Here is a 12462-nt window from a genome sequence, read left to right as displayed (position 1 = left end):
ACCCCCTGTCGCCGGCCGGCGGGGGGTGCGGCAGCATGGGCGCCCTGTGAGCTCGTACGCCGTACGGGCGTACGAGCCGTACGCCCGTAAGACCGGAAGGACCCCGATGACCGCGGCACCCAAGCCCGAGATCCTGGCCGCGTTCGAGGCGGCGAAGGGGTTCATGCCCGTGGACGAGGGGCTCGCGCTGTACGCGGCCGCCGTCGAGGCGGGCGGGCTCGGGCTGCCCCTGCTGGAGGTCGGCACCTACTGCGGCCGCTCCACCGTCCTCCTCGCCGACGCGGCCCGCGAGGCCGGGGTCACCGCACTCACCGTCGACCACCACCGGGGCAGCGAGGAGCAGCAGCCGGGCTGGGATTACCACGACCCCGAGACGGTCGACCCCGAACTCGGCGTGATGGACACGTTGCCCACCTTCCGCCGCACCCTGCACCGCGCGGGCCTCGAGGACCACGTCGTGGCGCTCGTCGGCCGCTCCCCCCAGATCGCGAAGATCTGGAACTCCCCGCTCTCCCTCGTCTTCATCGACGGCGGCCACACCGACGAACACGCCACCGCCGACTACGAGGGCTGGGCCCCGCATGTCACCGAGGGAGGGCTGCTCGTCATCCACGACGTGTTCCCGGACCCGGCGGACGAGTTCACCGGCCAGGCCCCCTACCGCGTCTACCTCCGCGCCCTGGCCTCCGGCGCCTTCACGGAGGCGGGGGCCACGGGCTCTCTGCGCGTCCTGCGGCGGACCGGGGCCGGGATCTGAGGGCTCGGAGCGCCGGTCACTTGCCGATGCTGATTTTTTCGTTGTCGAGCAGCGCCGTGTGCGTCGCCGACGCGATGATCAGCAGCATCAGCACGAAGCCCGTGAAGGGGTTGCCGCTGTCGGGATCCGGGTCCATCGCCATGGCCACACCGATGATCGCGATTTCGGCGACGACGTAGCCGACCGCCAGCCACGGCTTGACCACGCCCTTCACCGCCGCGACCACGAACGGAACAGCCGCACACAGGCCAAGGGTGACGACGGGCACGACGGTCCACACGACCTTGGCGAGGGTGCTGTTGAACATGCGGGGCCGGACAGGCGTGAGCGGCTGGTCGAAGTAGGGGTTGCCGGCCATGGATGTCTCCCGTTCGTGGTGTCGGTGTGTGGGGCAGTTTGGTGTCGATGCGGTGGGCTGTCAGCCGTTTGCCCCGCAACGACATGCGTAGGCGCCGGTGACGCCCGATAGAGTCGAGGCGTGTCGTACGCAGGTCCGGAATTCGAACCCTCTCAGCCCCGTCGCTCGCCGCTGAGGCGGGTGGTGATCGGGGCGATCGCCGTGCTGGTGCCCGGGGCGGTGCTCGGGTGGGTGGTGTATCAGGGCGCCCCCGGCGGGTCGGACGGGGCGGACAGGACTCCCGTCGGGACGGCCACCAGCGCTGCCGACGGGAAGGAGCCGAGCGCGTCGCCCTCGCCGTACAGTGCAGCGCCGCTCAAGGGCAAGGTCGTCGTCATCGACCCCGGGCACAACCCCGAGAACTTCCAGCACACGGCTGAGATCAACCGCAAGGTGGACATCGGCACCAACCGCAAGGAGTGCGACACGACGGGGACCTCCACCAACTCCGGGTACACGGAGGCCCGGTTCACCCTCGACGTCGCGCACCGGCTGCGGACGCTGCTCCAACAGCAGGGTGCCACCGTGAAGTTGACGCAGGACGGCGACCGGCCGTACGGGCCGTGTGTGGACGAGCGGGCCCGGATCGGGAACGAGGCGCACGCCGACGCGGTCGTCTCCGTGCACGCCGACGGGTCGGCGGCCGGAAACCGTGGGTTCCACGTCATCCTTCCGTCGGCGGTCCACGCGGGCGGTGCCGACACCCGCCCCATCGTCGACCCCTCCCGCGACCTCGGGAAGCTCATCGCGACCGACTTCGCGCACACCACCGACACCAAGCCGTCCAACTACGTCGGCGACGGAAGCGGTCTCGTCACGCGGAAGGACCTGGGCGGTCTCAATCTGTCAACGGTTCCCAAGGTGTTCATCGAGTGCGGCAACATGCGCGATACCAAGGACGCGGCACTGCTGACAAGCGGCGCCTGGCGGCAGAGGGCGGCGCAAGGGATCTCTGAGGGAATCGTGAGTTTCCTGCGCGGGTAGCGATCAGCGCGTTGATCCCGGCGGACAGCCTGATCGTGCGGACGATAGGGTCGTTCCTACGATAAGGGGCCACCCCCGCGCTTCCCACCGGGGCCGGAAGGCGACATGGTGACAGCGACGCCTCTACCCACGATGAGACGACCTACGAAGGACCAGAAGTGAACATCCGCTCCCTCACTAGAGGCGACGGCGTGGTGATCGGAGCAGCGGTGTTGCTGTTCATCGCGTCGTTCCTCGACTCCTACTCGGCCGACGCGGCCCCGGACAGCTTCGACTTCCCCAGCGCCTGGGCGAGCGGTCCGATCCTCATGGGCGTGGTATTGGCGGGCCTCATCGGTGCGGCGCTCGTAGTCATCTCGCGCTGCCTTCCGCAGGTCCCGAAGGTGGCCGGGCTCGACCTCGGCCAGCTCGGGGTCGCGTTCACGGTCTTCGCGGCGTGGAGCGCCCTCGGGAACATCTTCGACCCGGCCAGCGGTACGAACAACTTCGATGGCGCCGGCGACAGCCTGGACGCTGGTGTCGGTCTGATCCTTGCCCTCATCGCTACGTTGGTCATGGCGGCAGCCGCCATCGCCACCCCCCTCGTCCCCGCCCTCCAGGCCGCCCTCATCCCCGCCCCCAAGCCCCCGGCGCCCCAGCCCTACGGCGCCCAGCCCCCCGGTGGGTACGGCTACCCCGGCCAGCCGCAGCCGCAGTTCGGTGGGCAGCCGCCGCAGCAGGGCCAGCCCGGACAGCCGTTCGCCGGGCAGCAGCCGCCGCAGCCCCAGGCGCAGCCGCCGGCCGCGGACTTCTCGCCGTTCTGGTTCGCCGTGCCGGTGGCGCGGCCGCTGTTCCCTGAGGACGGCTCGCCGACGCCGATCGCGGAACTCGCGCCGGGCACCTGGTACCTGGCCGTCGAGCAGAGCGGCCCGGGCCTGATCGCCCAGACCCAGGACGGCCGCCGCGGCGTCCTGCGCGACACCTCGGGCATCCAGCGCGGCTGAGCCCCTGAATGACCTCCACGGCCCCTCGCCCTTCCGGGCGGGGGGCCGTTGTCGTACAGTCGCCCTTCCAGCTGACGAACCGTCAGGAACCGTCAGGAGGCAGGCATGCGGCTCGGTCTCGCACTCGGCTACTGGGGCCGCGGCCCCTCCGCGGAGCACGTGACGCTGGCGCGGGAGGCGGAGCGGCTCGGCTACGACTCGGTGTGGACGGCCGAGTCGTGGGGCTCGGACGCCTTCACCCCGCTGACCTGGATCGCCGCGCAGACCTCGAGGATCAGGCTGGGTACGGCCGTCGCGCAGATGGCGGCCCGCTCCCCCACCACGACCGCGATGCAGGCCCTCACCCTGGACCACCTCTCCGGCGGCCGGATGCTGCTCGGGCTCGGCCTGTCCGGCCCGCAGGTCGTCGAGGGCTGGTACGGCCGCCCGTTCCCGAAGTCGCCGCTGACCGCGACCCGCGAGTACGTCGACGTCGTACGGCAGGTCCTCAGGCGGGAGGCACCTGTCGAGCTGGCCGGGCGGTTCCACTCCCACCCCTATCGCGGCGCGGACGGCACCGGACTCGGCAAGCCCCTCAAGTCGATCACCCACTCCCTGCGCGCCGACCTGCCCGTGCTGCTCGGCGCCGAAGGGCCGAAGAACGTCGCCCAGACCGTCGAGATCGCCGACGGCTGGCTGCCGTTGTACTGGGCGCCGACCAGGCCCGAGGTGTACGGGGAGGTCGTCGGTGCCCTCCCTGAAGACTTCCTCGTCGCGCCCATGGCCCGCGTGAAGGTCTGCGACGACGTCGCCGAGGGGCTGCTGCCCGTCAAGGCCATGCTCGGCTTCTACATCGGCGGGATGGGGCACGCGGCCCGCAACTTCCACGCCGACCTGATGGCCCGCATGGGGTACGAGGAGGATGCGCGGCGGATCCAGGAGCTGTTCCTGTCCGGGCGCCGCGAGGAGGCCGTGCTCGCCGTGCCGGACGCCTTCGCGGACGAGATCTCCCTCGTCGGGCCTCGCGAACGCATCGCCGAGCGGCTGGAGTTGTGGCGCCAGGGTCCGGTGACCGACCTCCTCGCCCTCTCCCCCGATCCGCACACGCTACGGGCGCTGGCCGAGCTCAACTCGTAGAGCGTCAGCGGAAGATCGCCACCGGGTCCAGCGTCAGCTCACCCCTGCGCGGGTCCCACGTCCGCACCTTCCCCAGGCAGCGGGCCTGGAACTCCCCCGTGTAGTAGTCCTCGTCGCGGAACTCGCCCCGGCCCTCGGCCTCGGCGCAGGTGATCTTCACCTGGGCGGCCGGTTCACCTGAGCCGTAACGGGCGCGCAGGACCACGTCGCCGCTCTCCGTGCGGCGGGCGGTGAAGCGGCCGGTGACGGAGACGAAGTCCGACATGACGGCGCTCAACGGCACCTGACCGTCCTGCGGCGCGTCCCGCAGGGCGTCGGCGAGCGACCGGTTGAGGACCAGGCGGCCGGTGGTGAGGTCGGCGTCCACGACGACGTCCTCGCGGCGCATGGTGTCCATGAGCACGCCGATCACGTTCATGGGCGTGCTCTCTTTGAGGTAGGTGGTGATGCGTTCCTTGGTGACGCCGCGGTCCGCCTTGCCCCCGACCCAGGAGAAGAGCTTGCCCCACAGGCCGTAGTTGCTGGTGACGTTGATCCGGTCGGCGACCTCCTGCGCGAGGGACTCGCTGAAGCGGCCGGTCTCGTAGATGTCCATGACGCGCTGCTTGTGCAGGTAGAAGCACATGCCGAGGACGGTCGGCCCGCCGCGCCGGCCCCGCCTGCGCCGTCGGCCCGGGCGCATGAGCGCGTACCGCAGCAGGACGACGCAGCACGCCGCCGTCAGGGCCCAGACCACCAGCCACGGCCACCACAGGCCCCACCACTGACTGTCAATGACACCCACGGATCTCCTTGAACGCGTCGGCGAGGGAGGAGAGTTCGGCGTCGACCACGCGGCCGCCGGTCGCTTGGGCGGCACGCTTCAGGGCGGTCGCGTCGGCCTCTCCGAAATGGACGGGGAAGGTGGGCACCGCGTCGGCCTCGGCGCCGAGTGCGCGGTGCCGGCGCAGGAACTCCCCATACGCCATACCGGCGTTGTTCTCGCCGTCCGTCATCAGCACGACGGCGACGGGGCGTTCGGGCTCCTCCCGCACGGCGGCGGTGGCGATGCGGTAGCCGCGGTCGAGGGCCGACCAGACGGCGGTGGCGTCGTCGAAGCCGCCCTCGGCGACGATCCGGTCGAGGGTGCGCAGGTCGCCGTCCCCGCGCACGGTCACGGTGCGTTCCTGGAGCACGCGGCCGCCGAACCGTACGACGGTGAGGCGCTCCCCGCGGTAGAAGCGGGCGAACTTGCCGGTGGAGGTCTGGTCGGCGCCGCTGAGCCCGGCGAAGGCGGCCCGCAGGTCGGCCATCCGCTCGCCGCGCATCGAGGTGGAGAAGTCCAGCAGGAACACCACCTGGTCGGCGGCTTCGCGCAGGGGTTCCCCGTAGTCGGCGACGAGTTGTTCGACGATGGACAGCCGGTCGGGGAAGGACAGGGCGTTGCCGACGGCCGCGCGGAGCTGGGGGGCGGGCTCGACGTCCTGGTTGACCGGGCGCCGGAAGGTCCGCTGCATCAGCTTCTTCTGCGCGTCGGCGCTCAGCAGCCAGTCGACCACCTCGCCGTACGCCGACCGCTGCCGCTCGTCGAGCAGGAGCAGCGGGAAGTCGGACAGGACCATGCCGTCCTCGGGGTGGACGATCTCCAGGGGCTCGCGCAGCTTGCCGGTGGCGTTGAGGGACAGCAGCTCGGACTCGTGGGCGATCAGGGCGTCGGCGTCGTCCTGGTGCCGGAGGTAGTCGGCGATCAGGTCGCGGGAGCTGTCGCCGGTGAGGGTCTGGCCGGAGCGGAAGCCGCGCAACCGGTCGCAGGAGACGTCCTGTTCGCGCAGTGCGCCGCCGGTCGCGGCGGCCGCGGTGGCGACTCCGACGAGCGCGGCGCGCCCCGTGTCGCTGCGCCGTGGGTCGGCCATGCCGAACCGTACGGTGCCGTCGGCGGCCGCGTCGGCGACGTCCGCCCACGAGATCCGCCCGCCGGGGGCCCGCTCGCGCAGCTTCTTCGCCACCGCGGGTTCAAGGCCGACGACGACCGGGGAGCGCATGATCGCGGTGGATTCGGGTCGGGTCAGGCGTCCGCCGGAGTCCTGCACGCGCAGCAGGAACGAGCGGTCGGAGGCGAGCCAGGCCAGGTCGTACGGGGAGCGGCCGGTGGCGGGCGGCTGGCCGGCGAGGTCCGCGGTGGCCTTGTACTCCATCTCCAGCTCGACCCCCGTGTCGTCCTCCAGCTCGCCCAGCAGCGGGCCGAGGTCGGCGAGTTCGGGGCTCGCGAGGACGCGCAGGGTGACGTGGTCGTCCTCGCTGGTGCAGGAGGTGGTGAGGGTGCCGAGGAGGGCGAGGGCCAGGGCGGCCGTCAGGGCCCGGACGGGGCGTCTCACGGGGTGTCCTCCTCGAGCGGCGGGCAGTTGCCCACGGAGGTGATGATCTCCTCCAGCACGCTCAGATCGGGCTCGTACACCTTGGTCTGGTCGGGGTTCGGTGCCGGCGCCTGGATGCCGTGCTCGCGGAGATAGGCGTTGAGCTGTTCGCTGGTGCCGTCCTCGCCGGAGAAGCGGACACGGAAGCCGAGTTCGATGGCCCGCTCGCGCAGTTCCGCGTCCTCCTCGATGACGCGGACCAGGTGGTCGCCGCCGTCGGTGAGGGAGATGAGCTGCGGCTCGGTGAGAGCGTAGGGCGTGGGGTAGAGCAGGACGCGGTCGGTGTCCTGTCTGCCGTGCTTGTCGTGGTAGGCGATCTGGTGGGCCAGATACTGGTGTTCGTAGATGACGGAGATCGGCGCGATGCTCTCCCCCAGGTCGGAGAAGTAGCTCTCGGCCTGCTCGTCGGCCCACATGCCCTGGAGGTTGATGAGGGGCTTGATGCGGGCGGCGACATTCTGGACGGCGTTGGCGGCGAGCTTCGGGTCGTTGGGGTCCTGGGCGCCCGGGGTGCGGTTCTTGTTGGCGACGAAGGCGAGGATGCTCAGGTAGGTGCCGGCGGAGTTGGACTCGCAGACGTTGGAGGTGCGCACGAGGACACGGCCGCTGTTGCTGCGGGCGGGGCCCTCGAGTTTGTCGAAGCCGATGCCGTTCCAGGTGTCGGCGTCCGAATCGCTGCCGTCCCTGGGGTCCTTCGGGTCGTCGACGCCGTCGAGCAGTCGGGTGAACTCCCCCATCCGGAGGTCGTAGTAGAGCGTCTTGCCGCCGTCCGGGGCTTGCTGCCGCGTGGCGACCCCGGCCTTCACCAGCGTCTCCGCGTAGTCGCGGAACGTGGACAGGACCAGCGGGGTGACGAAGGGGCGGGCCGATCGCACCGAGTGGTCCTGCCGGTCGAGGATCAGCTTCGCGGCGGGCTGACCGGACGGGAAGACGACGTCCATGCCCTTCAGGGACTGGGTGGCGATGCCGCGGGAGCCGAGGCGGTGGATGTCGACGCGTATGCCGTGCCGCAGTAACAGCCGCTGCACCTCGGGGTCTCTGAAGAAGTCCGACTTGGAGGCCATCTTGGCCTCCAGCGTGGTGATGTGTTCGAACGGGCGGAGGACGTTGCCCGAGACGGACAGGGAGATCAGCCCGGCCAGGGCGAGGGGCAGCGCGACGACGACATGACGGGGGATACGGCGGCGACGCATGCGGCGTGTCGTGAGTCGCGGTTCCTCGATCGTGGGTGCTCCGGCGTCGGACAACGGCCCTCCTGCCACTCAAGGGGGCAGGATCATCGGCAACCCCCTGGAACACGATCCCCCGGAGTCACCGATTCCACTCGAACACAGGGAAAATGGGAGACGTGGTTTCATGACGCCCATGGCGGCAACCCGTTGGACATGTCTCCTCGATATCGGAACGGTGCGAACCAGGCCGGCACGGTCATCGCCGTCGTCGCCGACATCATGGCCCTGATCCTGGGCCTGTGGATCCTGATGTACCTACTGGACGCCAACCGGGCGAACTCCTTCGTGCAGTTCATCCACGACACCGCCCGCTGGCTCGCCGGCTGGTCACACGACCTGTTCACGTTCGACGAGGCGTGGGCGAGGGTGGTCGCGGGCTACGGCCTGGCAGCGGTGGTCTACCTCTTCGTGGGCCATGCGATAGCCAATCGAGTCCACCGCCACTGAGGCGCCCCGAAGGGGCGCGGGGCCGTATTGAACATGCGGCCCCGCCGCGTGGGCGCGACCAGCCGAATACGGCCTAATCGCAGCAGTCCACCTCAAGCCCCCAAGGCAACTGCTCCCCCGAGAACACCGCACAGGTCGCCTCATGACCCCCCAGCGCGGCAACCGCGAGGAGAAGTGACCCGGCGGTCCAAGTCGTCAGCTCCCGAGGCCAGATCGCCTCGTCCTCGAAGACGAACCCGGTCCAGTACAGCCCCGACTCCGCATCCCGCAGATGCTGAATCGACTGCAGAATCTCCAACGCCCGGTCGGACTCCCCGACCGCCCACAGCGCCAGGGCGAGTTCGGCCGACTCCCCGCCCGTCACCCACGGGTTGGGCACGACACACCGCACCCCCAGCCCGGGCACCACGAAGCGCTCCCAGTCCTCCTCTATACGGGACTTGGCCTCCGCGCCGGTCAACGCCCCACCCAGCACCGGGTAGTACCAGTCCATCGAGTAACGGCCCTTGTCCAGGAACCGCTCCGGATGCCGCCGGATGGCATGCCGCAACGCGCCCGCCGCCAACTCCCAGTCGGGCTGGGCCTCTTCCCGCTGCTCGGCGATCGCCAGCGCGCACCGCAGCGCCTGGTGGATCGAGGAGGACCCGGTGAGGAGCGCGTCCGCGGTCGGTGTACCGTCCTCGTCGCGCCGCCAGCCGATCTGCCCGCCCGGCTGCTGCAACCGCAGCACCCACTCGACCGCGGCGTAGACGGTCGGCCACATGCGGTCCAGGAACGTGTCGTCCCCGGTCGACAGGTAGTGGTGCCACACGCCTACGGCTATGTAGGCGACGAAGTTCGTCTCGCGCCCCCGGTCGGTGACGTCGTCGAAGTTCCCGTCCTGGTACGCCGCGTACCAGGACCCGTCCTCGCTCTGGTGTCGCGCCAGCCAGGTGTACGCGCGCTCGGCGGCCTCGTGCTCGCCCGCCGCGTCAAGGGCCATCGCGGCCTCGGTGTGGTCCCACGGGTCGAGGTGGTGGCCCCGGAACCACGGGATCGCACCGTCCTCCCGCTGCACGGCGAGGATGCCGCGAACGGTCGCGGCGGCCTGCTCGGAGGTGAGGACCCCGGGCAGGACGAGATGTTCTGTCCGGGGAGTGGTCACTTGGCGTCCGCCTCGGAGTCGGAAAGGCGCGGGAGATGGGGCTTGGTCGCGTACGCCACGAAACTCTTGCCGATCAGCGGGTTCAGCGCCTGCTCGGCGACCCGGGTGGCCAGCGGCTTCTTCATGATGTCCCAGACCAGCAGCTGGTGGTACGCCCGCACCGGCAGCGCCTTGTCGTTGTCGACGCCGAAAGCGCACTTCAGCCACCAGTACGGCGAGTGCAGCGCGTGCGCGTGGTGGGTGCCGTACGGCTTCAGGCCGGCCTCGCGGATCTTCGCCAGCAGCTCGTCCGCCTTGTAGATGCGGATGTGGCCGCCCTCGACCTCGTGGTAGGCGTCGGACAGCGTCCAGCAGACCTTCTCGGGGCCGTACCGCGGGACGGTGATGGCGATGCGGCCACCCGGCTTCAACACCCGGACCATCTCGGCGAGTACGCCCTTGTCGTCCGGGATGTGCTCCATGACCTCGGAGATGATGACGACGTCGAAGGACTCGTCGGGGAACGGCAGCGCGAGCGCGTCGCCCTCCATGGCCGTCGCGGTGGCGCCGGCCGGGGCCTCGCCCGCCTCCTCCATCGCCGCGAACCACTTCGCGACCTCGCGGATCTCCTCGGCGTTCTGATCGAGGGCCACGACCTGCGCACCGCGCCGGTAGCACTCGAACGCGTGCCGGCCGGCACCGCATCCGAGGTCCAGTACGCGGTCGCCCGGCGCGAGCGGGAACCGGGAGAAGTCGACGGTCAGCACGTGGCCCTGCTTTCGGGATAGACGCCGGTGTCACTTGTCGGGGCTGCGAAGCTTGTGGAGGCCGCCGTACGGCCGTGGGGCGTGCCCGTGGAGGAGGCGATCGCCTCGCGGTAGCGGGCGACCGTGCCCTCGGCGGCGCGGGCCCAGGTGAAGTGGCGCAACACCCGCTCGCGGCCGGCCTGTCCGAGCCGCGTGCGCAGTTCCGGGTCGCCCAGCAGCCGGCTCAGGCCCGCCGCGAGCGCGCCGGAGTCGCCGGGGGGCACCGCGAGGCAGGTCTCGCCGTCCCGGCCCGCGACCTCGGGGATCGCTCCGCCGGTCGTGGCGAGAAGCGGCGTTCCCGTCGCCATGGCCTCCGCGGCCGGGAGGGAGAAGCCCTCGTACAGGGAGGGCACGCAGGCGACCTCCGCCGAGCGGACCAGGTCGACCAGTTCGGCGTCGGAGATGCCCTTGACGAACTCGACGGCGCCTTCGAGTCCGTACCGCTCGATGGCCTGGGCGACCGGCCCGTCCTCGGCGCGCTTGCCGACGACGACCAGGTGGGCGTCGGCGTGCTCGGTCCGTACCTTGGCGAGCGCCTCGATGAGGAAGACCAGGCCCTTGAGGGGGACGTCCGCGCTGGACGTCGTCACGATCCGGCCCGGCACCTGCGGCACCGACGGGTCGGGCGAGAACAGTTCGGTGTCCGCGCCGATGTGGACGACGTGGATGCGGTCCTGCTGGACGCCGAGGTGGTCGACGATCTCCTGGCGGGAGGTGCCGGAGACGGTGAGCACCGAGGGCAGGCGGCGCGCGACCCGCTTCTGCATACGGGTGAAGGCGTACCAGCGGCGCACGGAGTAGCGGCGCTTCCAGCCGTCGGCCGCGTCGAGCTCCAACTGGCGGTCGACGGTGATGGGGTGATGGATCGTGGTGACCAGGGGGGCGCCGACCTCGCCCAACAGGCCGTAGCCGAGGGTCTGGTTGTCGTGCACGACGTCGAACTGCCCGCGCCGGGCGCGCAGATGGCGGCGGGCGCGCAGGGAGAAGGTGAGGGGCTCCGGGAAGCCGCCGGTCCACATCGTGGCGACCTCGAGCGCGTCGATCCAGTCGCGGTACTCGCCGCGGCCCGGGGTGCGGAAGGGGTCGGGCTGGCGGTAGAGGTCGAGGCTGGGCAGCTCGGTGAGGCTCAGGCCGTCGTAGCCCTCGTCGAGGACGGGGTAGGGCTGGGAGCCGATGACCTCGACGCGGTGGCCGAGGCGGGCCAGCTCGCGTGAGAGGTGGCGTACGTAAACGCCCTGGCCTCCGCAGAACGGGTTTCCCTTATAGGTGAGGAGTGCGATGTCGAGCGGTCGCTCGCCGTCTGCTGCGAGGTCCTTCCCGGACCCCGCCTGACTGGCCTCAGCGGTCACTCTGGGCCCCCTTCTGCCTGCACTTGTCCCGCGAGATTACGCCGGGACGCTAATCTAGAACAAGTTTCAGACTTGATCGTTCGGGAGGCTCCGAATTTACCGGCAGGTAAGGGCGCTGGGAGAAGTGGATCAGGTGATTCGCGCCACGGCGGACAGCCCTGCCATGCTGTGTGATCACCTGTCCTCACCGACTGTCACGGAACGGGACCCATGCCTGCGGAAGCCAAGGTGACCAAGGTGGAAGCCAGTACCTCGCGCCCCTCCCCGCCCCTCACCGAGCGGCAGGCGGCGCGCCGGCGCCGCATCCTGCACGCGAGCGCGCAGCTGGCCAGCCGGGGCGGTTTCGACGCCGTGCAGATGCGGGAGGTCGCCGAGTCCTCACAGGTGGCGCTCGGCACGCTCTACCGCTACTTCCCCTCCAAGGTCCACCTGCTGGTCGCCACCATGCAGGACCAGTTGGAGCACATGCACGGCACGCTGCGGAAGAAGCCCCCGTCGGGCGAGCGTGCGGCCGAACGGGTGGCGGAGACCCTGATGCGCGCCTTCCGCGCCCTCCAGCGCGAGCCGCATCTCGCCGACGCCATGGTCCGCGCCCTGACCTTCGCGGACCGCAGCGTCAGCCCCGAGGTCGACCAGGTCTCCCGTCAGACGACCGCGATCATCCTCGACGCGATGGGCCTGGAGCGCCCCACCCCCGAACAGCTCTCTGCCGTCCGCGTCATCGAGCACACCTGGCACTCGGCCCTGATCACCTGGCTCTCCGGCCGCGCCTCCATCGCCCAGGTCAAGATCGACATCGAGACGGTGTGCCGCTTGATCGACCTGACGGACCCGGGCGCCGAGGACGCGTCGAAGGCATAGAGAGGACCGGCGCA

Annotated in this window: 13 protein-coding genes; 6 read left to right on the top strand and 7 right to left on the bottom strand. The window is 70.6% G+C overall.

Annotated features, from left to right (window positions below):
* Nucleotides 1-106: 106 nt before the first annotated feature.
* Nucleotides 107-757 carry a class I SAM-dependent methyltransferase gene (locus ACFYWX_RS16555; RefSeq protein WP_389424947.1) on the top strand — a complete coding sequence of 217 codons (651 nt, stop codon included), beginning with the start codon at nucleotides 107-109 and terminating at the stop codon, nucleotides 755-757.
* Nucleotides 758-773: 16 nt separating this feature from the next.
* Here ACFYWX_RS16555 and ACFYWX_RS16550 read toward each other — a convergent pair whose 3' ends face one another.
* On the bottom strand, nucleotides 774-1115 hold the full coding sequence (locus ACFYWX_RS16550) for a hypothetical protein (RefSeq protein WP_389424730.1): 342 nt from the start codon (nucleotides 1113-1115) through the stop codon (nucleotides 774-776).
* Nucleotides 1116-1235: 120 nt separating this feature from the next.
* Between ACFYWX_RS16550 and ACFYWX_RS16545 the strand changes: the two genes are divergently transcribed.
* The 3 genes from ACFYWX_RS16545 to ACFYWX_RS16535 all read left to right on the top strand — a co-directional run bounded on the left by ACFYWX_RS16545 (nucleotide 1236) and on the right by ACFYWX_RS16535 (nucleotide 4237).
* Complete coding sequence (locus ACFYWX_RS16545) at nucleotides 1236-2138, top strand: N-acetylmuramoyl-L-alanine amidase (protein WP_389424729.1); 903 nt, start codon at nucleotides 1236-1238, stop codon at nucleotides 2136-2138.
* Nucleotides 2139-2296: 158 nt separating this feature from the next.
* Nucleotides 2297-3121 (top strand): hypothetical protein, encoded by an 825-nt coding sequence (locus tag ACFYWX_RS16540; RefSeq protein ID WP_389424728.1) that lies wholly within the window; start codon nucleotides 2297-2299, stop codon nucleotides 3119-3121.
* Nucleotides 3122-3226: 105 nt separating this feature from the next.
* Complete coding sequence (locus tag ACFYWX_RS16535; RefSeq protein ID WP_389424727.1) at nucleotides 3227-4237, top strand: LLM class F420-dependent oxidoreductase; 1011 nt, start codon at nucleotides 3227-3229, stop codon at nucleotides 4235-4237.
* Nucleotides 4238-4241: 4 nt separating this feature from the next.
* Here ACFYWX_RS16535 and ACFYWX_RS16530 read toward each other — a convergent pair whose 3' ends face one another.
* Genes ACFYWX_RS16530 through ACFYWX_RS16520 form a run of 3 tightly spaced genes read right to left on the bottom strand, consistent with a single transcriptional unit; the run spans nucleotide 4242 to nucleotide 7877 of the window.
* Nucleotides 4242-5021, bottom strand: a complete 780-nt coding sequence (locus ACFYWX_RS16530) for a hypothetical protein (protein WP_389424726.1) — start codon at nucleotides 5019-5021, stop codon at nucleotides 4242-4244.
* A complete protein-coding gene (locus ACFYWX_RS16525; protein WP_389424725.1) occupies nucleotides 5008-6591 on the bottom strand; it encodes a substrate-binding domain-containing protein in 1584 nt (527 codons plus the stop codon). The genes ACFYWX_RS16530 and ACFYWX_RS16525 overlap by 14 nt, the downstream gene beginning before the upstream one ends.
* The gene (locus ACFYWX_RS16520; RefSeq protein WP_389424724.1) at nucleotides 6588-7877 is read right to left on the bottom strand and encodes a hypothetical protein; all 1290 of its coding nucleotides are present in this window, start codon (nucleotides 7875-7877) and stop codon (nucleotides 6588-6590) included. The genes ACFYWX_RS16525 and ACFYWX_RS16520 overlap by 4 nt, the downstream gene beginning before the upstream one ends.
* A 138-nt stretch (nucleotides 7878-8015) precedes the next feature.
* Between ACFYWX_RS16520 and ACFYWX_RS16515 the strand changes: the two genes are divergently transcribed.
* On the top strand, nucleotides 8016-8309 hold the full coding sequence (locus tag ACFYWX_RS16515; RefSeq protein ID WP_079662668.1) for a hypothetical protein: 294 nt from the start codon (nucleotides 8016-8018) through the stop codon (nucleotides 8307-8309).
* Nucleotides 8310-8382: 73 nt separating this feature from the next.
* On the opposite strand, the gene ACFYWX_RS16510 is transcribed toward ACFYWX_RS16515, so the two are convergent.
* The 3 genes from ACFYWX_RS16510 to ACFYWX_RS16500 are packed head-to-tail and all read right to left on the bottom strand — an operon-like array spanning nucleotide 8383 to nucleotide 11587.
* Entirely contained in the window at nucleotides 8383-9453 is a 1071-nt protein-coding gene (locus ACFYWX_RS16510; protein ID WP_389424723.1) for a prenyltransferase, read from the bottom strand.
* Nucleotides 9450-10199: a class I SAM-dependent methyltransferase gene (locus tag ACFYWX_RS16505; protein ID WP_389424722.1), complete on the bottom strand. Its 750-nt coding sequence runs from the start codon at nucleotides 10197-10199 to the stop codon at nucleotides 9450-9452. Before ACFYWX_RS16505 ends, ACFYWX_RS16510 begins: the two co-directional genes overlap by 4 nt.
* Nucleotides 10193-11587, bottom strand: coding sequence for a glycosyltransferase family 4 protein (locus ACFYWX_RS16500; protein ID WP_389424721.1), 1395 nt, complete (start codon nucleotides 11585-11587; stop codon nucleotides 10193-10195). The genes ACFYWX_RS16505 and ACFYWX_RS16500 overlap by 7 nt, the downstream gene beginning before the upstream one ends.
* A gap of 210 nt (nucleotides 11588-11797) precedes the next feature.
* On the opposite strand from ACFYWX_RS16500, the gene ACFYWX_RS16495 reads away from it, so the two are divergent.
* Nucleotides 11798-12448 (top strand): TetR family transcriptional regulator, encoded by a 651-nt coding sequence (locus ACFYWX_RS16495; RefSeq protein WP_389424720.1) that lies wholly within the window; start codon nucleotides 11798-11800, stop codon nucleotides 12446-12448.
* Nucleotides 12449-12462 lie beyond the last annotated feature (14 nt).

The sequence above is a fragment of the Streptomyces sp. NPDC002888 genome, from assembly GCF_042888465.1.
GTDB lineage: Bacteria > Actinomycetota > Actinomycetes > Streptomycetales > Streptomycetaceae > Streptomyces.
The sequence above is the reverse complement of the archived record's forward strand: the minus strand, read 5'-3'. Positions and strand labels throughout refer to the sequence as shown.